Consider the following 24,694-nt stretch of genomic DNA (forward strand, 5'->3'; position numbering starts at 1 on the left):
CCGTAGTGATGTCCTGTCAGTGCAAACTAATAAATAGACAACTTTATATTTATAGACACTTAAAAAACATACACCTTTCAAACCAACTACTGGACAGCTTGTCAGTCAGAATCAGGAGAGCATACGCAGTCAAATGGTGGACATTATGGTTTAGTAGTAACATTAGTGTTCATATATTCCGTAGTTAGAGTCCATGACAAAAATAATTTGTAATATGGTCTAATACCGCGGAAAGTCTAGAAGAAGAATATTGATGTAAAACTGATGTAAAACATCAACAAAAACGATTGGAATGAAACCATCCAGAGCGGAGAATGAATGAAAAAAATCCCGTAATATCAAGGTTTCTGTAGGTTGTAACAGATCTCATCCCAGGATAATATGTTCCCGCATACGGTGCATGTGGAGTCGGTGGCTTTGTTGGTGAGGGATGTAACAGAAGAATGTAAATGAAAACAAGGCGAAGTCGAGAGCGCAGCTGCAGCAAGAGTATGCAATGACCAGTCATATTCGCCCGGAAACTTCGGACACTGAAGTATTACGAAACGCCGAGCAGAGGATAATATCATAAAATATATTTGTAAAAATTTTGGCGAGTAACATAGAACGTCTATTTTTTGTGGACGAGCACGGGGAATTAAATTTTATCAGGGATTTCCCTGAATATTAATATCCGATTATATATTGGATTCATTGGTTGGCTATATGCTTTTCCATTATATCTGGCCATTAATTAGAAGCGTTCGCCAACCACATATCTGCATAATAAAGCTCTTACGAAGTAGGTCTATGCCTATTATCCGTGAGGGCTCTTTCTCATTTATTAATGATCCTGCAAAAAGTCAGCCCCATATGGAACCTTCGAGGGTACCATATGGGGCTCTTTTTGTTTCCGCAAATTGCGGAAGCATGGCGCAGGGACAAGTTCCTGCGCTTTTTCACATTCAGTTAAAGGAGAGAAATGCAATGAAAGCAAAAACAGAGTGGAATAATATTTCTTTTTCGGAACGATAAAAGAGCAGCGAGTTAGACGAGCGTAGCCCCTAGGCTCCACCATAAAAAAATCGTGAAGATCATCGTGGTCACACTTTTGATCACAGTGCTTATTTTTTTCATGCCGATGACACGAATACATAGCAAACCGCCCTGTTCGCAATGTTGCGAACAGGGCGGTTTGCTATGTCATAGAGGGCAGCTTGAAAGTTAGAGTCAACCTGCACTTTACAAACTATCTTGTACATTTTTAAGGATAACTTATTAGTAGAGCAGTTACACAAAAAATAAGATTACTCTGCTACAACTTGTTTGCCTGCAATCCGGCCGAATGTGAAGATATCAGCGATGGCATTACCGCCAAGACGGTTTGTACCATGAATGACCCCTGTTACTTCACCTGCAGCGAACAACCCAGGGATGACTTCGCCTTTTTCATTCAAAACGCGAGTCTTCTCGTCGATCACCAAGCCGCCCATTGTATGGTGAACGGAGGGTACAGCTTTTTCGATGTAGTAAGGGCCTTTTTCAAGAGATTTCAATCCACCGCGATGTTTGAAATCAAGGTCTTTACCTGTTTTCGCATAATCATTTACTTTATTAATCGTTTCTTTCAAAGTGTTCACGTCAATTTTAAAGAAATCAGCGGCCTCTTCAATCGTATCGGCTTTAAAGAGCAAGCCTTGTTTAACGAGTTGATCGTATTCGTCTTGATGAACTTCTATCGTTTTACCGATATCCTCAATGCCTTGATTCCATAATTGATACGTATATCCACCCGTTTGGGCAAGAATTGCTTTAGAAATAACGTCACGACGTTCTAATTCCTCAACGAAGCGCTTGCCTTCTTGGTTAATCAGGATCGCACCATCGAAGCGGGAGTCTGCAACCAGAGAAATAACACCTGTCTCAGGATTACAGATTGGATACGTTTGAATACTCTCCATGTTTGTCAGTTTGGCGCCAATCGTTTCTGCCATAACGATACCATCACCTGTAGATCCTGGTGTATCGGTAGTCATATATTTTTCATCCATTGTAGGGTTATACTTCTTACGCATCTCTACATTGGATCCAAAACCACCGGTAGCGATGATGACGCCTTTGTTCGCATGGAATGTGATTTTGTCGCCAGTACCCGAAGTCGCAGTTACACCTGTTACTTTGCCGCTTTCGTCCTTCAGCAAGGTTTCGGCTTTCATATTCGTTTTGATCGTGATTTGATCAGCGTCTGTTTTGGCTTTTAACTTAGTAATCAATTCAACACCTGTATGACCTACAGGAATCAACGCACGTTTTCTGGAATGGCCACCAAATTGGAACAGATGATCAGGTAAGAACTCTACCTTGATATCATCGCGCAGCCATTCGGCAGATGCTAGAGCATTGTCGGCAAGAATACGAACCATCTTTGGATCCCCGAGGTTGTCTCCGCCTTTCATCGTATCATTATAGAACAAGTCAGCCGTGTCATCTGTGATGCCAAGAGCACGTTCAACCCAGTTGTCAGGCGCATTCATCTCACCACCGGAAATCAATGTGTTGCCGCCAACAGCTGGCATTTTCTCGAGCAGAACTACATTAGCTCCAGCGCTCTTCGCTTCGATAGCCGCACTAAAGCCAGCACCCCCGGCACCGATGACGACAACATCATAGGTTTGCTCGGCTTCTTCTTTGTCTTTGCTTCCACTGACTGCAGCGCCAGCGACAAGGGTAAGTCCAGACTTCGTAATGGCATCTTGAATGGCTTCGAGATATCCTTTGCTTGTAACTGTAGATCCGCTAATGGCATCAACTTTTGCGCTGTTAGTTGCCATGACCTCTTGCTTGAGCTGCGTATAAACAGGTTCTGCAAGTACTTCATTTTCCTTATGCTCTGTTACTTTAATGTCAGTGATCTTGTTATCTAATAAGGAGACTTGTACTTTAATATCGCCATGTTTACCTTGCCCAACTCCTTCAAAGACTTGAACTCCGTTTGCATCTGCAGCGGGCTCTGCATCTTTACTGCCGCAAGCAGCAAGCGTGAACATAAGACTGAGGACTAGTAGAATAGATAACAGCTTTTTCGTGTGAGTTCGCATAATATCTCCTTCATTCTGTTGTGGATTGGTTACATACACTAGGGAGAGGAAGATTTGCTGGGCAAATCCTTTATCTCTGGCCTAGACATGAATGTTATTTCATGTGAAAATATGCACAAGACCTATTATAGATTTAGTACAGCATTATGTATTTGCACAGATTAGTGTTTTTTTGTCTTTTTCGGGCATGTAAGAAACGGATATTGTGAAGGGCTATGATTACAATGAAATCAATTCACTTAAAAATTACGTTAATCGCAGGAGGCTGCTTCTTGCTGCTGTTCGTTGCATTGCTTGTAACAATATATTTGGAGATGAACCATACGGTTGTCCCTTTGAATAAGAACTTAACGCAGCAAGTGGTTACTGCACGCAGCGACCAGATTGATTATTGGTTTAATCAGCGCATTGGAGAGATAGACATGCTTGCTTCTCTAGCTTCGGACCATCATTGGACACGAGATGAATTGCTGCAAGAGTTCGATAAGTTCGAGGCGAAGAAGCAAGTAGAGTACGAATCCATACGCGTGGTGGATATTCACGGAAATTCCTGGTCAGCAAGGGATAAGCCTTTTTCGATACTAAACCGACCCTACTATCGAAAACTGCTGAATTCAGATTCCAATTATGTGGTGAGCAATCCGATCGTGTCCAAAGCGAATGCAGCCGAAATCGTCGTTATTCTCTATCGCGTGAATCCATCGGTGAATGATGAGGTAGCTTATATTGCCGCAGCCGTCTCCGTCAAGAAGATGAAGGAGATTGCTCAAGATGTAATGCTATATGACCAGTCAGGCCAGCTTATCGTCGATTGCAGAGAGCTGGGTGAAGGAGATGGAGCAGAGGATGCAGCAGATAAGAAGAACATGAGTGTATTTGAGGCTCCAATTCAAAATGTGGAAGGCTGGAAGTTAGTACTCAAAGTACCGAATTCAAGTCTATCGTTAGCGGTGATCAAAACCCAACGGACTGCATTGCTGGTAGGCATTCTTATCGGTAGTGCGTTTATCGTCTTTCTGCTGCTGCTTGCTTCTTCCATTATTCGTCCAATTCAGTCGCTTCGCCAGGTAATGGAAAATGTGCAGAACGGCAACCAAACCATACGTGCAGATGTTACGCGCTCGGATGAGATCGGCGATCTTGGACGAAGCTTCAATGACATGCTTGTTCAATTATACGCTGTGGAGCAGGACCGAAAGGAGATGGAACTCAGACTGATTCATGAGCAGATCAAGCCGCACTTTTTATACAACACATTGGATACGATCCAGTGGATGGCAACGGAACATGGAGCAGACAATGTGGTGGAGATGGTGGAAGCGCTTAGCGCGTATTTCCGATTAGGGCTTGGAACAGGCAGTCCCTACATTCTGCTTGATCAGGAGTTGTACCATGTCGAGAGTTATCTTCATATTCAAGGTGTGCGATATGAGGAGATTCTGGACTACGAGCTTCGATATGATGAAAAGCTTGCTCAGTGCCAAGTCGTTCGCTTCATGCTGCAGCCTTTGGTGGAAAATGCGATTTATCACGGGATTAAGCCACTTGGGGATCAAAAGTGCAAAATTTCGATTACAGCATATCAACAGGCCGATGATTTGGTCATTAAGGTTGAAAATAATGGGGTTATGATTCCGGAAGAGAAGCTTGAGCAGATAAATCAAGCCCTTCTTGATGATGCATATGATCGTTCTGCCACAGGCTTTGGGCTATACAGTGTAAACCATCGCATTCGACTAGCTTACGGGGTGCCATATGGCCTTGCAGTGAAGAGCGAAGATGGGATTACCGTTATGGTCATTCGAATACCTTTGGACGGGGAGTGGAATGAAGATGTGGAAGATTGTCATCGTCGATGATGAAACGATCATTCGCAAAGGCTTGCGACAATACATTGAGGAGAGTCCGTATCTTTTTGAGGTTGCAGGAGAAGCGAAAAGTGCAAACGAAGCATTGAATATGGTGGAGGAAGCCCCACCACATGTATGTCTTGTGGACATCAACATGCCGAATATGAATGGGCTCGATCTGATGAATATATTGCGCGAACGCTGCCCGTCGGTTCTGGTTGTCATCATCAGCGGGTACGATAACTTTGAATATGCGCGTCAAGCCGTGCAACTGCAAGCATTCGATTATGTATTGAAACCTGTGCCGAAGAGTGATCTGAACAAGCTGCTTCATCGGATCGATGAGCATCTTCAGGTAAAATATCCTTTGCATTCACATGAAGACAGGGTGGATAAGGAGCGGGAGCTTCCCGGGTATACAGGGGATGGAACAGTGCTTATCCAAAAAGTGACCGAGTATATTGACAGTCATTATCAGGATCCGGAGCTGTCTATTACTCGAGTAGCAGCACTATTTCATATCAACCAAACCTATCTTAGTAAGCGTATGAAGCAAGAAATCGGTGCTTCATTCCTTGACTATGTCACCGAGCTTCGGATATCGAAGGCGAAGGAGATTCTGGATGACGTAATGCCGAATATCAAAATCGGGGATCTGGCCGTGAAGGTAGGGTATAAGAGCCAGTACTATTTTAGTCGTGTGTTTAAAAATAGAGTCGGCTCAAGCCCCTTAGAGTACAAAAAGCATCCGTTCGGTTATGGATAGGAGGGCCATTCTCGTCCCTCTGCAGCACGCCATAGATGTTATGCTCGGAGTTGCCTTCTATCAAAACGGTTGGGTTTTAAACATGAGCGAGAAGATGAAGTTAAAGCATCCAATAGTGAAATATTTTTATGAACTAAGGCGTCAAGAGCAGATAAACTGTCTGGAAGTGTCTTAGGGCTCCTCATATAAGTTTGTTCACATTGTCCACCCACGCATGTGGAGAGTGTCGCTCTACTGGTAAGGAAGGATACAGTGCTATGAAATCCTTATATTTATTGGACTTTACGGACAAGTATGAGAAAAAATGTTGTTAAAGAGATGGCATCATTGCCGTCTCTTTTTTGTTTCACTTTTTTAGCATTGCTCTGACTCTGGTTCCCGCTGCCGCATCCTACGATCACAAGCATGAAAGACTGCACGAAAATTAGTGTTGATGCTTATGTTTAACCCCTCTCTGCTCTGCTAGGTGACAGGCATCATAGACGTACCTGCGTGATGTTGCTACGATGTTCCATGGAAATTAAGTGAAAGTGATCACAAGAAATTACAGAAGGAGTCATTTATCGTGAAAAGAATCGTAACCCTAAGCACCCGCAAACTGATGGATACCGCAAAACACGGCGGATGCGGCGCATGCCAGACCTCTTGCCAGTCCGCTTGTAAAACTTCCTGCGGCGTTGCAAACCAGAAGTGTGAAAATGCAATGAACAGATAGGATTCGGAATTTTACCGCCCATTGCTCTGCTGATGGGCGGCTATTTTTAAGAAATGGATACTATCCCTAAAGGATGGCGAAGCCGTTTCTACTTGTGTGCAAAAGGAGCTTGATTAGTAAGTATGATTCATCAATATAAACTAAACGGATACAATATCGTGCTCGATACCTATAGTGGCTCGGTGCATGTTGTTGATGACCTAGCATATGAAATTATAGCGGATTATGAGAAAACTTCTGTCGATCAAATCGTGACAACAATGTTGGATAAATATAAAGATGATTCCAGCATTTCCGAGAGCGACATTCGAGAAACCATCGTGGATATCGAGGCGCTTATAAATGATGGACAGCTTTTTACAAAAGATGAGTATGAGAACCTCTCGCTCGATTTAAAAAAACGAAAAACTTATGTCAAGGCACTCTGCCTCAATGTTGCGCATACCTGTAATTTGTCATGTGACTATTGCTTCGCTAGTCAGGGGAAATACAACGGAGATCGAGCAATCATGAGCTATGAGGTTGGACAAAAAGCTATCGATTATCTGCTTGAAAACTCAGGTCATCATCGAAACCTGGACATTGACTTTTTCGGCGGGGAACCACTTTTAGCCTGGAAAGTGGTTAAACAGATCGTAGCTTATGCAAGAAGCAAAGAACAAGAATACAAAAAGAAGTTCCGCTTCACCTTCACGACGAACGGGATGTTGCTGAACGATGAGGTCACTGAGTTTTTAAATCAGGAAATGTACAATGTCGTATTAAGCCTGGATGGAAGAAAAGAGGTTCATGACCGGCTTCGCCAAACGGTTAACGGAAAAGGCAGCTATGATCATATTCTTCCGAAGTTTCAGGAATTCGTTCGTAAGCGCGGAGACCAAGAGTACTATGTACGAGGAACCTATACGCGTAATAATGTCGATTTCACCAACGATATATTTCATATCGCAGACCTTGGTTTTGACAAGATCTCGATGGAACCAGTCATCTGTGATCCAAAGGAACCTTATGCACTTACCGAGGAGGACCTGCCGGAGATCTACAACCAGTACGAAATTCTCGCCAAGGAAATGATTGGACGTGATGAGCAGGGCAAGGGGGTTACCTTTTATCACTACATGCTTGACCTCTCGGAAGGACCTTGCATCCAGAAGAGAATTACTGGCTGTGGTTCAGGAACCGAATATCTTGCTGTCACCCCCTGGGGAGAGCTTTTTCCTTGTCACCAGTTCGTCGGGGATGAAGAATACAGCATGGGAAACCTCTGGGATGGCATCACAAAACCTGAGCTGCAATGTCAATTCCAAGAGAGCAACTGCTACTCGAAGCCGGAATGCAAGGACTGCTGGGCTAAACTCTACTGCAGCGGTGGTTGTCCTGCCAATGCACTGCACGCGACGGGTTCCCTGGTCGGAACCTATGATTTCAGCTGTGACGTCTTCCGCAAAAGAGTCGAATGTTCCATGATGGTGAAGGTGGATGAATCTATTAGAGCGATGGAAGAGCAATCTAGCTAGTTAACGTAACGGATGAATAAACTATAACCGAGAAATAGACACTTTTAAATAAAGTGCCTTTCTCGGTTTTTGTATGAATTTAGAGAAGGAGGACCGTAAAACAAGAAAGGGATCGGTTTCTGTAAAGGGCAGATCACTAATCGTTTTTTAATCTGAATCTATGGAATAAATTCTGTGCGTTGCTCGATAAATTTGGAAGCAAGGAGCAGGGCGGGGCTAAAGAAGTGAAGAGATTGAGGATCGGATGTATGGAGAAGGGGCAAACCCGGAGCCAACAAGCCTGTCCTCTGTTTTGTTATAGAAAGTGGAATTACATGTCCCAGAGCAAATTGAAGCAATAACTGGAGGGGGTTCTCAGTCATGCGCTAGAGGGAATTGGATAAAATGTGAAAAATATATGCCCAGTTGTAATACTTTCACCATGTTCATTACTCCCAAAATAAGCAAATATAGATACAGAAGCTGATACGATAATGCAGCCGTTTAAAAAATCATCGAGCTGTTCTGATTGTTATTGAAGGAATTATAGGAAGAGGTGTTGTGAACGATGGTTATTTTCTTCGATAGAGCTAAACGGCCGCTTTGGGAGGGCAGGCCCTCCATTTACTCCCATATTCAGGTACAAGGAGAATCCGTGGACGGATCGCTGCCGGATGACGAAGAATTCTGGTCCGGTGATAAACTCAGATGGGTAGCGGGCGGTTTGGATGGAGCTTTTGGACATCATGCCGGACCTGCTAAGATGACGGATGAGGCAAGAGAGCTGGTTCGCCTGCTGGCGAAGCAATCCAGAAAGCCTAAGAATTCAACAAGAAAAGCCCTATATGCTAAGCTTGTGAAGACAGATATAGGAGGAATGATGGATGTCGTTCTGGATGAGGTACGCAAGCAGCCCGGGATACAGCCGGACTCCGTATTCCATGAAGCGAAATGGTTAGCGGAGAATGCGGCGCACCGAAATGTCGTCAAATTCGGGATTGCCTTACTGGGCCTTTTTCAAAACGAGCAAGTTAAGGATTTGCTTCTAACGTTGGGGAGACATGAGGAATTTACGCTTTATGCCGTGGTTGCGATTCATAATGGAATGGAAGACAGCAATCAAGTTCTATTTGAATTGGCTCAACAGGTTCATGGATGGGGGAAAATACATATCGTCGAGAGACTTGACCCTGCTAGTCAGGAGATAAAAGATTGGCTGCTGCGGCAAGGATGCCACAACAACGTCATGAACGAATATTTAGCCTGTATTTGTGCTAGAAATGGTGGCTTGAGGGAGGCACTTTCTGCTGACCAGGTAGATAGTGCATTATTGGATGGGGCAGCCGATATCATTGAAGCGCTATTGAATGGCGGGCCTGCTGAGGACATGGATGATTATGAGCATGCTCCACAGGTGTTATTTGATTACGTGAGGCTCACTGGGAAGATAGGAGGAACTGCAAAGCATCTGTCAGCTATATTTAGCATTTACGATTTCCTGGCTGAGGATGAGGAGAAATGGACCGAACGGATGTCTGCGGGCTGGAGCGAGCAGTTAAGAAGCGATATCAGCGATGCTTGCCAATCGATTATGGCTAACATCAAGTGGATGAGTATCGTTATGGATGCTGTTAACAGCGGTGATTCGCCGGACCGTTACTATGGCGTAGCTTGTGCTGAAAAGCTTGGCATTGATATTTGGGACACTCTCTACAATCAGCTTGCAGCCAACCCGCTACAGGATTTCTATTACTATCAGCTCATGAAATCGAATGATCCAAACCGAATTCATAAGTTCGTTCAATTCGCCATCGAACACCTTCCTTTGCAACAAATCGCAACTGGACCAGGGAATGAGATGGGATTCGGCGAAGAATATGCAGCACATAGGAAATTGGGAGCTATCTTGCAGAGCCTGGACCGGTTCGAGGGGATAGGGGCAGAGTTGATCCTCACTGGCCTGAATAGTCCAGTGACCTCCAACCGGAACATAGCGATTAAGACATTGGAGAGCTGGGACGTTTCATCATGGGGGGAGAAGCTGGTTCACGCAGTCTCTAATTTATCAGTAGTCGAGCCTGACGACTCGGTAAAAGAACGGCTAGACCAACTCCGTGAGGCAAAGGGGTTGTAAGTATGAGGAATATTCATGATGGAGGAGCTGAATGGTTGTATGGCTTATATAAAAAGAACGTACTATTGTATTGAATATTCTGGCTTTGGTGGACAGAAGAGTTGGTGAGAAGCGGTTTTTGAGCATGGCTGAGAAGATAGTGTTGAAGCAACCGGTTGTGTGATGTTTTTATGAGTTGCGGGGTGGGACGTTAAGCAATAAGAGTGAAGTTAAGGACGTGGTATGCTTTCACGCCCTTTTTATTTTAGAGTGAGTATGTTAAACGAAATTGAATAGACGATGTGTTTTTCTTATTTTCGGTAATACAACTTTAACCTACTGTGGAATTCAGATTAAATTAAACACAAGGCGATTATGTCAGCCAATAGATTGTAAATACCCCTTTAGTTCCTCCCATCCCCCGGTTTCATCATTAGATTTGATGCGGATCAACTTGAATTCAGTGTATGAACATAAATCATCTTTCATTTTGTCATTCAAAATTGTTTTTGGATCCCGGCGATGATAACTTCCGTCGTATTCAATAGAGCAGAGCGGCTGCAAAGATTCCCTTTCGTAAATAACAAAGTCCATGTGACTCGAAAAGTAGAAGTTTTTTAAAGAATAGTCTAATGGTAGATTGATTGATAATACATCTTTTATGGGGACTTTAGGAAAGACAAGCAAAGGCATACCGCCAAGGAATATTAGCAGTTTATTATAAATCATCCGCTCACCTTCATGCATGAGCTTAATACGGTTTTCTTGCCGGATAATCTGGTTAAATGCAATGGATAATTCAATTGAGGGGCGATGAAAATTGCTTGCTTCAATTGTATAAATATAACGGCTCAATTTCGTTAAATAACCTTGCCCGTTATCAATTTGTGCAAGATTTCCGACAAGCATGAAATAATCAAGTGCACGGGTAAGGGCTACATTAATTAACCGGTAGCTGTTCTGTACAAAGTTAATCTGAAAAGATGTTGAACCTTGTGAAATCACTGTGCTGAAAATAATAGCCTTACATTCACCGCCTTGAAACGTATGAACAGTTCCTATTTTTATATTAGGTTTTCCGCTGAACATTTTTATGAGATGTTCTTTCTGAGCTGAGAAAGGTGTTACGATACCGATCTGATCAATGCCATTTTGTTCAAGTTTATTCACGATTGTATGGATTTCATTTAATTCATGATGATTGATCGTTCCTGATACAGAACCGTATACATTAGTAGAATATATTCCGGCTGTATAGGGGTGTCTCTCTGGTTCATGACGCATCATCCGTAAGCGGTTATGGTAAAATTGCTGATTGCTGAAGGACGCAATGGATGGAATGCAGCGATAGTGGTAGTTGAGGAGGTGTGTACCCCCTTCGCTTAGTTGGCACGCCTGTTCAGCTCTTTCGAATGCAGAATTATTCAGATAACAATAAGGTTCAGGGTCTATTCCTGGCGCATGTGTTTCAAACAAGTTTCTGCTAAAAGTATCCTCAATCGAAACAATATGACTCAATTGATTGGTATCCCCGAATAAACAGGCCTTACGTGCAGACTGGAGCAAGCAAAAAATACTTGGAATCGAACACTGGGATGATTCATCTATGATAGCAAGATCTAAGGACATTCCGGCTGGAATACAGTTGCGTGCAGATAGACTGCTAACGAGGAGTACAGGGAACAGTTTAAGGAAAGAAGGAAAAGCAGACGAGCTGTTTCTAATATTTCCTTTCTCACGCAGCTCTTGAATAAGCCCTTTGATTTTTTGGAGCTCTTTCATATCTTTGAGAACAGGACTGGCACTGTGAAGCCACTGGTACTGCAAAAGGTGCAGGTCAATTTCATTTTTCTTCTTATATAAATTCTTCAGGTCAACTGAGGCATCCTGTTGTTGTTTCTTTATCGAAGCCAGCTCTTCTACAAGTTGAGAGCAGCGTAATTCAAGGTTGATAACTTTGATAATCTCCTCACAGAAGGCCAGGGATTGAACCGGGGTGCTGCTGTCAATATGCTCCCAGAGCTGTATTGCACCAATGGACCTTAGCTGCTTTTTCATACGGAATTTCAAATAGGTATGTATTCTTCCGGCTATGTATGAACGAAACCTTCTGAATATATCATTGCCGTACAGTTGCAGCGGTTTATCTAACAGTTCACGTAAACGAAACTCTATTTTTTCATTGGCGATTGAAATGGACTTTAAATCATTTTTCATAGGGATCAAGTGATTCAGACGTAATCTGTCATTTAGAACATTAATTAGGTCTTGAAGCTGATTAATTGTGCTGGTCATATCAATAATTTGGTTCTCTATTTGTTCAGCACGAGTTATTTCATCCATTAAGGCTTGGCTCTTATTTTTATAATCTGAGTAAGTCTCTGCAGAAAGCACATTATATTGATTGTTGTTCACTATCTCTATCATACGGTCTAAAGCAGACTGAAGCGGTACTGCAGCTTCTTTGTTTTTTGCAATATTTCCTAAACGGACGTAGCCAAAGAAATACTTGCTTATTCCGTTAGCATCGAGTTTCTCCACAATATTATCTACGGCCTGGTTATTTGTACTTGCAATGACACAAGTTTCTTGATGATTGACCTGATTGGCGATTAAGTTCAGAATAGTCTGTGTTTTGCCGGTGCCTGGAGGTCCTTTAACAATATTAATCGTATGATTTATATCATGCAGAACAGTATTTTGAGGGAGATTACCAGGTACAATATGAATTAGCATTTGATCGTCAGACATATTTGGTACAGCATAGCTATGGTTTAGATAACTCTTTAAAACGGGACTCGGTTCAAACTTATCGTTCAAGATCCCCTGAATCTCTTGTGAGATATGGTAATTACTAAAGTCAGAATTCTTTGCCTGGAATACAGTATAGGCTGTTACGATTCTTGTTTCTTCGAGATCTGCAATCTCAAGCAGTTGTGTAATCATAGTATTGTCATCCAAAAAACAGGTAGGATTTGAGGAGAATTGTTCTTTTAGGTTAGTGAGGATGTTTAGAGACTGCTTATCAGCCAATGATTTATACACTTCCTGATGAAATCCGCATTGATCAGCTTTATAAAGATTATGATCTGATAGGAATGTTGAATTACTCCACAGAATTAATGGGAGATAAATAAAGCCGCCTTTCTTATTTACTCTCAATAGAGGGTAGCCAAACATAATTGTTTGATCGTCTTTTAAATCATGGCTTAGTTTTTCATACCGTTCAACGACAAACTCTATGTTTAATGGATCTATTTGAGCCTGGTTTAGATCGGAAGGTTTGAGTTGGGTTGAATAATAGCTTTCATATTTTAAGCATTCTAAATAATACTGGAGCAGGTTCTTGGTAATCATTTAGTTCTCCTTATGGGAAATAAAGTATGTATATTTATATTATCCTATAAAAGTAATGAATTTGATATGGGGTAATCAACATACAGATTAGGAGTTGCGTGTACTACAGGTGATTTTAGAGATAATTGGCGGGAGTTGCCCAGTACGTTATTCTGATAATCTGATGATACCTGTGCCGATATAAAAAGCTGGTGAGTAGCGGGAACAGGATAGTGGAAATTATTCCGATAAAGACCTTCCTGGATTATATTATAGGTGAGGTGAGCTTAGCTTAGCGTAAGCGATTGAAATACAATAATGGGCGTTACTCCTAAAATGTGCAGTTATCTTTTTTGGTACTTTGATAGTAATACAACAGGTGGAAAAGCTTTATAGAACAGCGTAACTTATTCATGCTGGTTAACGCTGTTCTATTTTGTTATTATAAATATACGAACATTAGTTTTTATTAAGGTTAAAATTTGATTGAGGCAGGGTAACAATAATGAATAAAGCACCAACTATTTTTTCATTTTTTTCGGGAGCGGGATTTTTGGATCTTGGCTTTGAAAAAAGTGGATTTAATGTTGCATTTGTGAACGAATATCATCCGCCATTTATGGAGACATATCAGTATTCCCGTAATCACATGGGGATGTCACAGCCGGAGTACGGGTATCACTTAGGAGATATCACCGAGTTTGAGCGTAATCCTAAAAGTGAGCTCTTGTCAAAATTGATTAACCAAACCAAAAGTGAGGATCGGCTTGTTGGATTCATTGGCGGACCTCCATGCCCCGACTTTTCAGTAGGCGGTAAGAACAAAGGGCATGAAGGGGAGAATGGGAAGCTGTCTGCAACTTATATTGACTTAATTTGTAAACAATCCCCTGACTTTTTTTTATTTGAGAATGTTAAAGGGTTATGGCGTACCAAAAAACATAGGGCTTTCTATGAACTGATGAAAGATAAGCTACATTCCCACGACTATGTTACAACTGAACGGTTAATTAATTCCATTGAATATGGTGCACCTCAACTCAGGGAACGTATTATATTAATCGGCTTTAAGAAAAGCTTGTTGAATAAGCTCGGGATTGAGTTAGAAGCAGGTCAGACACTCACTGATGTGTTCCCATGGGAAGATCATCTTAAGTATCACATTGAAGAAATTAATGCAATGCCATGGCCGGGAATGGAACCGTTCGCTGAGAATGGAAAACGTGAAAGACCAGCCGGCATCAGTGAAGAATTAACCGTTGATTTCTGGTTTGAGAAAAATGATGTCGGGAATCATCCTAATGCCCACCAGCATTTTACCCCACAGGCTGGATTGGCCAGGTTTTTAACCATTCCGGAAGGGGATGATTTGAAGAAGTCTTATAAGCGGCTGCATAGATGGAGACCTTCTCCGACTGTGGCTTACGGTAATAATGAAGTACACCTTCATCCCTATAAAGCCCGCAGATTATCTGTTGCTGAAGCATTGGCACTGCAAAGTTTACCAAAGGAATTTCAATTACCTCAAAACATCACGTTATCCAACGCATTCAAAACAGTAGGTAATGGGGTTCCTTATGAAGCATCTAAAGGAATTGCTGTAACTATTCTGGATTTTTTGAAGGTGGGAGAGTATGGAGAAGCTAACCGCAGCTAATCTTGTACATGAAATTGGTATGTTACCAAGGGATGGTATTTTTAATTATATTAATAGCAAAACACCAACTTTGGTTAAGATCATTAATATTGTAAGACCGCAAGGGCCGATTAAAATTCAAAGAATTAGGCCTAACAAAGGTGAAACTTGGGAAAAGGCGAAAGTTCAGTCTATATCTGTTCCAATGATTTGGAGACTAGCTAATGCCTTAATGCCAGATCATCCGATAAATGTAGACAGGATATTTGGCGGCAGCTACAATACCCGGTCTGCTCTAGAAGCTCTACTGGTGCATACACCGCAATTTTATTATTGTTATCCTGGACGCATAGAGAGTATTAGTTCAAAAAATAAGATCAAACCTGGTCATAAACACTTGATGTGGTGTCCGGATCACCCTCATGCTCCCAATATGCTGGTAAAAGCAGAAGTTGAGATGGTTATCTCGGAGGTACCAAGTACTGAGATTGTTTATGATGCTCTAGTTCTTCCGGATGAATATCATAGTCCCGGACTAGACATAGAACTGAAACGCAGACACTCCCAAATGCAAATTGCACTTATAGAAATCGGGCAGCACCTTGGCTTTAAAACATGGGTTGCCCAGAACGATAAAGGAATAATATATAAAAATCAGAAGCTTGGTGAAATGGAAGGCGTAATTGGATCATTGAGAAGAGAAGAAAATTTGATGTCGTCTTTTAATGAAGCTCAAAAAGCGGCTTTACTTATTGATTGTATCTGGTTTAAAAATGGCAGACTAATGCCAGCGGTAATGGAAGTTGAGCATAGTACAGGCGTGACGAGCGGCTTAACCCGTATGAAGGGGTTACAGGATGCACTTCCGCCGTTTCCTACCCGTTATGTTATCATTGCACCGGACGAGGACAGGGAGAAGGTTTTTAGAGAAGCATCACGCCCGCAGTTCCAGTCACTAAATGCAAGGTTCTTTCCTTACAGCGCAGTTGAAGAGATGTATGCCCTTTTTAAACGGCGTAATATTAAAGGTGTTACAGAAGAATTCCTGGATAGTTACATGGAGCCAATTCTGGTCCAGTTAGCTTGATATTGAACAAGCAATGTAAATACTCAGTAAAGTTTTCCCGGGTTTAAGTTTGGATCCATATCCATCATGATGGAAGTGATATTATGGCTGACAAAATAAGCAAGGAAAAACGAAGTGAAAATATGAGGGCAATCCGCTCTGTGTCAATGCTGGAAAATTTGGTTACAAGAGCAGTTTGGGCAAAAGGGTTACGCTTCAGGAAAAATGTTAAAGGTATGCCTGGGAAACCGGATATTGTTATAAAAAAGTATAAAACAGTTATTTTCATAGACTCGTGTTTTTGGCATAACTGTCCTATACATGGAACGATACCTAAGAGCAATACTGAGTTCTGGATTGAAAAACTTATGAAGAATAAACAAAGGGATATTAATATTAGTAACTATTACACTGGAGAAGGCTGGAGTATTCTTCGTGTGTGGGAACATGAAATCAGATCTGATTTTAACACGGCTATAGAAAAAATTACAGACTTTATAAACTTGGCTAAATCAAAGGAGTCCTTTCTGTAGGGACTCTTTTTTATTTATAAAAGAACATGAATTTTAATGTCGATAGAGAACTTATGTTCCTGTATAATCGAATTATTAATAATATCTATTTCATGTATTTAACATGTATTAATAGTAATTAGAGGGAAAACCCGAAAAAATGTCGAAGAATAAATATGGGATTTATGAAAGGGAGCACAAGAATATGCGGATAGATTTTACAATCATGAAACCGGAAATTCCGGTGTTATCCTTTTTTAGCGGTGCAGGCTTTTTAGACATCGGCTTCATGCAAGCTGGCTTTAAGACTGTCTGGTCTAATGAATATGACCGCAATTTTGTGAAGGGATTCGAATATGGTCTTAGCTCTATGACGGGACAACATCACAGAATAATAAATAATACATCAATTATCGGAATTGGGCCCAATCAAATTATGCGGGAAGCATTTCATAATACTGCAGTTCCTGATATTTTTGGAATAATAGGCGGTCCACCTTGCCCGGATTTTTCAATAGGAGGAAAGAACAAAGGGCGTACCGGAGAGAATGGTGTTCTTTCTAAGATCTATGTTGATAAAATAATGGATCTTCAGCCAACCTTTTTTTTATTTGAAAATGTGAAAGGGCTCTTTAAGACAGCAAGGCACCGTGAATTTTTCGATGATTTGAGAAGGCAGTTTTCGGAACACTATATGACTGATGTACGTATTTTGAATGCTCTGGATTTTGGAGTACCGCAGGACAGGGAACGTGTATTTATGGTGGGGTTAAAAAAGAAATGGTTAAAGAAAAAACTCGGTGTCAGAAATATTCCCAAGGATTATGAGTGGTTTCAATGGCCCGAGGATAAACATTTTGCAGGTGCAAAACAGCGGTTTGCATGGCCGCGGGAAGTGCCGTTTGGAATTACTCCTGAGAAGCCTGCCGATATTCCGGAACAATTAATGGTGGGGCCAATTATATGTGATCTGGATGAAACGGCTCTTTTGCCCAATGGTCTTGAAGGCCTAAGGCCTATGAGCGATAAATATCATGTTATACGTGAAGGTGACGTATCACGGAAAAGTTTTAAACGGCTGCACCGCTGGCGCTATAGCCCCACTGCAGCTTATGGGCATAATGAGGTTCATTTGCATCCGACACAACCGAGAAGGCTGACAGTCCGGGAAGCTCTCCGGATTCAAAGTGTTCCTGATACGTACATATTGCCTGCGGAAATGCCTCTAACATATAAGTTCAAAACAATTAGTAACGGTGTACCTGTAAAACTGGCTCATGCAATGGCGGTTGCGATCAGAAGAATGATAGAGGAGGAACCTAGATGACGCCAACAGTTAAGTTTTTTGATTTTACACCAGATCCCAAAGTGCTGATAGCTCTGACTCATACCCCAATGCTTCCATTAGATGCATTATGCGAATTAATTGATAATGCGATAGATTCGTTTCAGGCTGCCAGACTCACAGGTATAAGGATAGAAAATCCTCTAATTTCCATTGAGCTGCCAAGAAATTCAGATCTTAATAAAAATACCGGAATAATACGTATCCGTGACAACGGACCGGGCATGACGGCTGAAATGGCTGAAAAGTCAATCAGGGCGGGATTCTCAGGTAATAATTCATATGATAGTCTCGGGTTATTTGGTATGGGTTTTAATATTTCTACAGGTAAGTTCGGCAGAGTAACCAGGCTGCTGACAGTCCGGGAAAATGAAGAGCAGGCTATAGAGGTAGTAATTGATCTTGAAAGTATTAATCAGTCTAAAAATTATCAGCTGCCTGTAAATCCCGTTGATAAACCAAGGGGAATTAGTCACGGGACAGTTATTGAAATAAGCCAATGGTGGCCTGAGGGAAATGCAAACAGCCAGTTTGTCAAACGTCTCATTCATTACGGACTTCCAAAAGTGCGTTCTGAGCTCGGCCGGCGCTATGCCACAGTTTTATCCAAGCGGGAAATCAGAATAATGGTAAACGGAGAACCCTGCGAAGCATTTGAGCATTGTGTCTGGGGCTCTAACAGATATGTTGAACGGAAAGGGCATGGACAGATTCATGCCAGATATGACTTCGACCATATTATTGGGGTGCAGAGAAGATGCGGTAATTGTACAGCTTTAATTCCGGATGAAATGATTGAATGTCCATCATGTAAAACTTCAAACATCCGGAGTGTTGAGGAAAAGGTGAAAGGCTGGGTTGGTATCCAAAGATTCGACGACAGCACTGAATACGGAATTGATTTAATCAGGAATGGCAGGGCGATCCGGATAGCTGAAAAAACAGCTTTTTTTGAATTTGTAGATGAATTTAAGAAAACAATTATGGATTATCCTATTGACGGGCCATTCGGAAGAATATCAGGTGAAGTACATCTAAACCATGTCCCGGTAGACTTTCTAAAACAGGATTTTCAGCGCAGCAGCTCTGAATGGCAACGTGCCATCTCTTATTTAAGAGGGGAGAGCTCATTGCAGCCTAGTCAGCCGGGTGCGGATCAAAACAAAAGCTATATCTACAAACTGTATCAGGGGTACCGCAGAGTCAGAAAGCCGGGGAAGGCCGACTTATATATGGGATATTGGGATAGGGATTCCAATGAACCTAAGCGTATATCAAGGGATGTAGAAAAAGAATATTATCAAAAATTCTTAGAGAAATTGCCCGGATACTATGATGATTCAGAATGGTGGAAGCTGGTAGAACAAGCTGATTCCCCGCCGCTTGAAGAATTGGTTGATTGTCCGGAATGCAGCGCGCAGAATCTGAAGGAACATGATACATGCAATGTTTGCGGCTACATATTAATAGGGAAGCCATGTATTAATCCGGATTGTAAACATGAGATCCCCAAGTCAGCGTATTCTTGCCCGGAGTGTGGCATGTCCCAGGTGCCAAAAATTGAAGAACCATGGACCTGCCATGTTTGCGGTACCAAAAACAGGGCTGCTGAAAAGAGCTGTACATCATGCAGTGAGAAGAAAGGCACTGAGAATACTCTTTCAAAGGAATTCCTCTCACAGAATGCCAACAAATCTGATGATTTATCTATACCAGGCTGTTCAATTATGCTGGCTGACGGTGTTTATAGTTCACCTGTGAATGTAAATGTTTTTATTACTCAATTACCGATAAAGTCAAATCAGCAAACTGACGGGATTCCGCTGATTGTTTTTAAGGAAGAAGAAATAGATGTCTACCTGGACAAAACCCACAAATTGTTTAAATCGTTCCAGATCCGGCCTGAACAGATGATAGCTGCTGAAGTTGCACTTTACATTTATGATATGAACCGGAGACTTTCCGGAAAACAATATCACGGAAGACACGCCCTCTCAACAATTGAATGGCAGATTCTAAACAGCCGATGGTCTGATAAACTTGAGGATAGCCCGGACAAAATCCGGGAAGAAGTTTATAGATTCTTTACCCAGTTAAAAGAGAAACTTCCGGAGCTTTTAAAAGAAACAGCCACCGATATATTTGACGAGATGGACGAAGAACAGAAAAGAGCAATGGTTGATAACATGCTTAATCAAAATGCTGATATCAGCCGGCTTGGAGAGATGAAGGAGAACGGTTTATTTCTATTGTATATTGATGAGGCAGTTATTACTGATATTTTTAAAAAGTATTCGCATGTATTTTTCGATGGAGGGATATGGGAAGTTGCATACTCAAGTCCGGCGGAATTAAACGATACAATATTACACAAAGCGCAAATAAGGATCAGGAATATTTATCTTAACTGTTTAAATGATATGGTGAACTATATTAAATATCGTTCAACTGAGACAGGAATCTCTCAAAAAACAAGACTGTCATTGGAGTTTCTCCAGCAAAAGGTGATAAAGTGAGTACTTTCATCAGTGATATAATTTTAAAGTCCGGCACATGGCAGGCATTTGAAAGAGTAGTCTCACGTTTACTGGCACATGAAGGATTTGAAGGCATAAGGCTAGTGGGCCAATCCGGTGACCGCGGGGCTGATGTTCTAGCGCACCGGGCTGGTAAACGGTGGCTGTTCCAAATGAAACACTGGAAAAACAGGGTTGGTGTTGATGTTGCTGACCAGACGCTGGAGGCTATGAGAATTTACAGAGCTCAGGTTCCAGTAATTGTAGCTTTAAACGGATTTGATGAAAGGCTGAAGGAGCATCAAAGAACTCTGATGAGCAGAGGAATTCCGCTACAGCTGTGGGATACAAAGGCGCTTATCACCAGGGCGGAAAAACTTCCGGAAATGCCCGTACTTAACAGAAATCCGCGTGAGTATCAGGAGGAGGCCATTCGATCTGCAATACAAACATTTAACGAAAAGAATAAAAAGGCCCTGATTGTGATGGCTACAGGACTAGGTAAGACTTTTGTTGCATGTGAATCTGTCAGGCGGATTAACGCAATATCTCCACTGAAATTTCTTGTAATAGCCCATACGAATGAGCTTGTTTATCAGATAGAGAAAGCTTTCTGGCCGTTTCTGTCTAAGGAACAGGAAACAACGGTATGGAACGGATATGAGCAGCCTGGCGAAGAGCGTCTTGAAAAAAGTAATGCCGTTTTCGCATGTTTAAATACAGTTGCTGATTATGTCCAGAGAGGGAAAGAACTGCCGTTTTTTGATCTCATTATTATAGATGAATGCCACCATGTTGGGGGACAAATGTATAACGCCGTATTACAAGAGACTCTGGCTGGTACGGATTGCGGACCATTTCTTCTGGGGTTGACAGCAACACCGTGGCGTCCGGATGATGTTGATCTTTCAGAATATTTTGGTGAACCTCTTGTTAGTGTGGATATTGTTACCGGTTTACGTAACGGCTTTTTATCTGATGTCGATTACAGAATGTATACTGACAATATAAACTGGGAATCTCTAGGAGAGTTAAAAGGAAGGAAATTTTCGCCGCGGCATATTAACAGGACTCTGTTTATCACTGAGTGGGACGATGCTGTTGTATTTGAGCTGAAAAGGGTGTGGCAGGAACAAAGTAAACCAAGGGCAATTGTTTTCTGCGGTACGATAGATCATGCAGCTACAATGAGAGACCGTATTAATTCACTCGGTTTCTGTAACGCGTCGGCAATATATTCACAGACTACTGCCGGCCGTTCAATGGATTCTGCAGAACGTAACCGTATACTCTGCGACTTTCAAGACGGTGTAATTGATGTTTTATGTGCAGTTGATATTTTAAACGAGGGTGTTGACGTGCCGGATGTGAACATTATTGTATTTCAGAGAGTGACCCACAGCCGGAGAATATTTATTCAGCAGCTGGGCAGAGGTTTAAGGTTGTCAAAAAATAAGGAGAAAGTTATTGTTCTTGATTTCGTATCTGATATACGCAGATTTGCAGCAGGCATTAATTTGAAAGATGGCCTCGCTGAAGATGGGCCGGCTCCGGGGAATCCGGTAAGAATTAGCCTGCCGCATAAAGTGACATTCAGAAAAGCAGGCGGTGAGGACCCGCAAACGGAGTCCTTTTTAAGACAATGGCTTGAGGATGTGGCTGCGGTAGAAGGAGCGGGCGAGGATACAAGCATACTTAAATTTCCGCCGGAATTACGGGGAGGACGAAAATGACATTTGATGAAGTCATCAATGATATTGAGAAGATGATCGGGTTAGAACTGGAAAGTATTAAGGCTGGTGCTAACATTACGCTTACCGGGATAGACAAAAGAGCTAAGAGGATCGAATTAATGACCTCGGCGGGCAAACTTAAAACAAGGCCCTTTAGTGAACTTGAAAAAATATGGAATAAACTCTGTTCTTCACCAGCTGCTCATGTAGATAGTGTTCTTGGAGGCTCCGGATCAAGCCGAAACCAGCCCGAGACTGTGATAGCTAACCTGCCGTATGTTGAATGGTTTTTTATAGATGGTAAAAAGCATCTGGCTTTAGTAAAGGAGCCGGCGCATGGTTACGGGACGCTTTTAAAGATGGATGAATTAGCTGCAATTGAAATAAAAGATAAATTATTGAACGTAGCAAATACTGCATGCGAAGTGGTTGTTATTACTGAAGACATTAGGGAAACTGCTTATGCTTATGAGAAGGTTACAGGAATACCATTATACCCGGTTTCTCCCGGCGTTTATGAGCAATATAAAGATAAAGTCAGATTTATTATTGTGTCCAAAAGCAATTTGGATAATCAAGTTAAGCCGGGAACTTATATAGTGGTTTCTGGGGGGGACAACATGAGTTCTGTGCCGAAAATACATTTAGACGGGCGGGAATTTCAAGTGTTTTCTGAGAGCGGGATTGAGGTTTTCATTTCATTATAATCATTATAACTAGCATTTAGACGCGAAATACACCCGGATTTAGGGTGTATTTTTATTATGGCTTTAGCCAGTTGAGTGCGTGAAACGCGCGAAACAAAAAACCACCCGCTATGCGGGTGGAGGGAACGAGGGTTTGACCACCAAGACCATTCCGATAGAATTGAGATGTTCAGGCTCAATGAAAAGGAATGGTCAAAGATGGCAAACAAGAGCTATAGTCTAGCTCACACGAAGTGGATGTGCAAATACCATATCGTGTTCACCCCGAAGTATAGACGGAAAGAAATTTATAATCAAGTGAGGAAAGATCTAATCGAAATTTTCATACGTCTATGTAAGTACAAGGGAGTTGAAATTCTAGAGGGCCACATGATGCCCGATCATGTTCACATGCTGGTGCGATCCCACCGAAAATTGCGGTCTCAACATTCATGGGATATTTAAAGGGAAAAAGTTCGCTCATGATATTCGAAAAGCATGCCCAGTTCAAGTATAAATACGGAAATCGGAAATTTTGGGCAGAAGGATACTATGTAAGCACTGTAGGTCTGAATGAGGCCACCGTAGCCTAATATATACGTGAACAAGAAGCACATGACCCATGACCAAGCCATAGATAAGCTGAGTGTAAAAGAGTACGAAGATCCATTTAGCGACAAAAGGAACAAAAAGAAATAAACCCGTTTAACGGGTAAGTGAAATGATAAATTACACTGAGCCTGAACAGAACTGCTGTCAGGCTAGCGTCTTTAGGCGCAGTTTGGCAACAAGGGGTTATACCCCAAGAGCAAACCACCCGTTGGACGGGTGGTCCTGATTTATCGACAAAAAAGGAAGGTATTTGATTTGATTATGTAGAAATAAAGGAGTAATTATCTAAAAGTATGAAGGAAGAGTCTTATGTATCAGGTATCGATAAATGGAGTTCGGCGCCATCGGAATCCTGGTCGGCGATTCCCAAAAGTGGTTCTGCTTGCCCTAGTTCATGAATCTACAAGACGGCGTCCAAACCATTCTGGGCTGGAAAAAGTCCAAATGCGAAGTATAAACACCTTCCCATGTCGTTCAGATGATTGAACAGGGCTTCGAAGCCGCGAAAGGTTTCGGTCAAGCGCTGCTGCTTTTGGATCGATACTTCTTGTCGGTTCCGGCCTTGGAACGGCCGAATGCGTGCCATCTTGCTTCCGAAACCCGCATGCACCTGGTGACCAAAGCCAAATCAACGTGGTTGCCTACGAACGTCCCCCTGCAAAAAAACGAGACGAAACCGACAACTAAAAAAGGAAAGTCAGTCAAATTAAAGGGGATATTCGTGACTCGAGCGGCCGATTCAGTTTCTGTGCATGGATCTGTTTTGGGGCCAGCGCTTGTATCAGGAATTACGTTTCGTGCTGGTGGTACATGAGGGCCACTGCTCCGTTTTGGTCAGTACGGATTTGGGCCTAACAGCTACCGACATATCATCCGATTGTACAGCTATCGCTTCAAAACCGATGTGCGTTTCGGGAAATGAAGCAGGTCACCCATGACTTCGGTTACCGCTTCTGGAGCAAGTCGATGCTGAAGCTGAACCGATATTTGAGAAAAGAGGAAACGCATCCCCTCGAAGCGGTAACGAACGAACAAGACCGTCAGCGCATCCAGAAAACTATTCAAGCTATCGAGGGATTCGTGATGTGCATTGCAATGGAACTCCTACAACTTGTCTCCTTGCAGTTTTCAGGCCGGATGTCGGTGCTGTTTTTCCGTTATCTGCGAACGCCCTCCCATGCCGTGTGCGATTCACTGGTTTCATAACGCTGTAGAACTTCTTACTGTTAATTACA

Annotated in this window: 15 protein-coding genes and 2 pseudogenes; 15 read left to right on the forward strand and 2 right to left on the reverse strand. The window is 42.2% G+C overall.

Annotation, left to right across the window (positions count from 1 at the left end):
* Positions 1-1,286 precede the first annotated feature (1,286 nt).
* Positions 1,287-3,077 carry a flavocytochrome c gene (locus MHH89_RS25565; protein ID WP_341088453.1) on the reverse strand — a complete coding sequence of 597 codons (1,791 nt, stop codon included), beginning with the start codon at positions 3,075-3,077 and terminating at the stop codon, positions 1,287-1,289.
* Between the two features lie 272 nt (positions 3,078-3,349).
* Between MHH89_RS25565 and MHH89_RS25570 the strand changes: the two genes are divergently transcribed.
* From MHH89_RS25570 to MHH89_RS31385, 6 genes and pseudogenes are all read left to right on the forward strand, one after another.
* Positions 3,350-4,936, forward strand: a complete 1,587-nt coding sequence (locus MHH89_RS25570) for a histidine kinase (RefSeq protein WP_341088454.1) — start codon at positions 3,350-3,352, stop codon at positions 4,934-4,936.
* On the forward strand, positions 4,911-5,693 hold the full coding sequence (locus tag MHH89_RS25575) for a response regulator transcription factor (protein ID WP_076128491.1): 783 nt from the start codon (positions 4,911-4,913) through the stop codon (positions 5,691-5,693). Before MHH89_RS25570 ends, MHH89_RS25575 begins: the two co-directional genes overlap by 26 nt.
* A 565-nt stretch (positions 5,694-6,258) precedes the next feature.
* Positions 6,259-6,408 (forward strand): six-cysteine ranthipeptide SCIFF, encoded by a 150-nt coding sequence (gene scfA, locus MHH89_RS25580; protein ID WP_076098734.1) that lies wholly within the window; start codon positions 6,259-6,261, stop codon positions 6,406-6,408.
* Positions 6,409-6,530: 122 nt separating this feature from the next.
* Positions 6,531-7,925 (forward strand): thioether cross-link-forming SCIFF peptide maturase, encoded by a 1,395-nt coding sequence (scfB, locus tag MHH89_RS25585; RefSeq protein WP_341088455.1) that lies wholly within the window; start codon positions 6,531-6,533, stop codon positions 7,923-7,925.
* Positions 7,926-8,472: 547 nt separating this feature from the next.
* On the forward strand, positions 8,473-10,038 hold the full coding sequence (locus MHH89_RS25590; protein WP_341088457.1) for a limonene hydroxylase: 1,566 nt from the start codon (positions 8,473-8,475) through the stop codon (positions 10,036-10,038).
* Positions 10,039-10,102: 64 nt separating this feature from the next.
* Positions 10,103-10,201: pseudogene (locus tag MHH89_RS31385) on the forward strand (SF0329 family protein); the annotation flags it as partial.
* A 194-nt stretch (positions 10,202-10,395) separates the two neighbouring features.
* Here the strand turns inward: MHH89_RS31385 and MHH89_RS25595 are convergent.
* Positions 10,396-13,374 carry an AAA domain-containing protein gene (locus MHH89_RS25595; protein WP_341088458.1) on the reverse strand — a complete coding sequence of 993 codons (2,979 nt, stop codon included), beginning with the start codon at positions 13,372-13,374 and terminating at the stop codon, positions 10,396-10,398.
* Between the two features lie 484 nt (positions 13,375-13,858).
* On the opposite strand from MHH89_RS25595, the gene MHH89_RS25600 reads away from it, so the two are divergent.
* The 9 genes and pseudogenes from MHH89_RS25600 to MHH89_RS25640 all read left to right on the forward strand — a co-directional run bounded on the left by MHH89_RS25600 (position 13,859) and on the right by MHH89_RS25640 (position 24,665).
* Entirely contained in the window at positions 13,859-15,010 is a 1,152-nt protein-coding gene (locus MHH89_RS25600) for a DNA cytosine methyltransferase (protein ID WP_341088459.1), read from the forward strand.
* Positions 14,988-16,076: a hypothetical protein gene (locus MHH89_RS25605; RefSeq protein WP_060626948.1), complete on the forward strand. Its 1,089-nt coding sequence runs from the start codon at positions 14,988-14,990 to the stop codon at positions 16,074-16,076. Before MHH89_RS25600 ends, MHH89_RS25605 begins: the two co-directional genes overlap by 23 nt.
* A gap of 83 nt (positions 16,077-16,159) precedes the next feature.
* Entirely contained in the window at positions 16,160-16,588 is a 429-nt protein-coding gene (locus tag MHH89_RS25610) for a very short patch repair endonuclease (protein WP_060626949.1), read from the forward strand.
* Between the two features lie 205 nt (positions 16,589-16,793).
* Positions 16,794-17,894, forward strand: coding sequence for a DNA cytosine methyltransferase (locus MHH89_RS25615; RefSeq protein WP_340033942.1), 1,101 nt, complete (start codon positions 16,794-16,796; stop codon positions 17,892-17,894).
* On the forward strand, positions 17,891-20,428 hold the full coding sequence (locus tag MHH89_RS25620; protein ID WP_341088460.1) for an ATP-binding protein: 2,538 nt from the start codon (positions 17,891-17,893) through the stop codon (positions 20,426-20,428). The genes MHH89_RS25615 and MHH89_RS25620 overlap by 4 nt, the downstream gene beginning before the upstream one ends.
* Positions 20,425-22,161 (forward strand): DEAD/DEAH box helicase family protein, encoded by a 1,737-nt coding sequence (locus tag MHH89_RS25625; RefSeq protein WP_341088461.1) that lies wholly within the window; start codon positions 20,425-20,427, stop codon positions 22,159-22,161. Before MHH89_RS25620 ends, MHH89_RS25625 begins: the two co-directional genes overlap by 4 nt.
* The gene (locus MHH89_RS25630) at positions 22,158-22,868 is read left to right on the forward strand and encodes a hypothetical protein (protein ID WP_341088462.1); all 711 of its coding nucleotides are present in this window, start codon (positions 22,158-22,160) and stop codon (positions 22,866-22,868) included. Before MHH89_RS25625 ends, MHH89_RS25630 begins: the two co-directional genes overlap by 4 nt.
* A 198-nt stretch (positions 22,869-23,066) precedes the next feature.
* A pseudogene (gene tnpA, locus MHH89_RS25635) lies at positions 23,067-23,546 on the forward strand (IS200/IS605 family transposase).
* A gap of 831 nt (positions 23,547-24,377) precedes the next feature.
* A complete protein-coding gene (locus MHH89_RS25640; RefSeq protein ID WP_341088463.1) occupies positions 24,378-24,665 on the forward strand; it encodes a hypothetical protein in 288 nt (95 codons plus the stop codon).
* The last annotated feature ends 29 nt before the right edge of the window (positions 24,666-24,694 follow it).

The organism is Paenibacillus sp. FSL H7-0323, assembly GCF_038002725.1.
In the GTDB taxonomy this organism is placed as follows: Bacteria; Bacillota; Bacilli; order Paenibacillales; family Paenibacillaceae; genus Paenibacillus_AQ; species Paenibacillus_AQ odorifer.

Excerpts from the sequence above, each read along its gene's own strand:
- scfB (WP_341088455.1), top strand. The coding sequence starts at position 6,531 with ATGATTCATCAATATAAACTAAACGGATACAATATCGTGCTCGATACC.
- MHH89_RS25615 (WP_340033942.1), top strand. The coding sequence starts at position 16,794 with ATGAAACCGGAAATTCCGGTGTTATCCTTTTTTAGCGGTGCAGGCTTT.
- MHH89_RS25600 (WP_341088459.1), top strand. The coding sequence starts at position 13,859 with ATGAATAAAGCACCAACTATTTTTTCATTTTTTTCGGGAGCGGGATTT.
- MHH89_RS25610 (WP_060626949.1), top strand. The coding sequence starts at position 16,160 with ATGGCTGACAAAATAAGCAAGGAAAAACGAAGTGAAAATATGAGGGCA.
- MHH89_RS25640 (WP_341088463.1), top strand. The coding sequence starts at position 24,378 with ATGAAGCAGGTCACCCATGACTTCGGTTACCGCTTCTGGAGCAAGTCG.
- MHH89_RS25630 (WP_341088462.1), top strand. The coding sequence starts at position 22,158 with ATGACATTTGATGAAGTCATCAATGATATTGAGAAGATGATCGGGTTA.
- MHH89_RS25620 (WP_341088460.1), top strand. The coding sequence starts at position 17,891 with ATGACGCCAACAGTTAAGTTTTTTGATTTTACACCAGATCCCAAAGTG.
- MHH89_RS25590 (WP_341088457.1), top strand. The coding sequence starts at position 8,473 with ATGGTTATTTTCTTCGATAGAGCTAAACGGCCGCTTTGGGAGGGCAGG.
- MHH89_RS25565 (WP_341088453.1), bottom strand. The coding sequence starts at position 3,077 with ATGCGAACTCACACGAAAAAGCTGTTATCTATTCTACTAGTCCTCAGT.
- MHH89_RS25605 (WP_060626948.1), top strand. The coding sequence starts at position 14,988 with ATGGAGAAGCTAACCGCAGCTAATCTTGTACATGAAATTGGTATGTTA.
- MHH89_RS25575 (WP_076128491.1), top strand. The coding sequence starts at position 4,911 with ATGTGGAAGATTGTCATCGTCGATGATGAAACGATCATTCGCAAAGGC.
- MHH89_RS25595 (WP_341088458.1), bottom strand. The coding sequence starts at position 13,374 with ATGATTACCAAGAACCTGCTCCAGTATTATTTAGAATGCTTAAAATAT.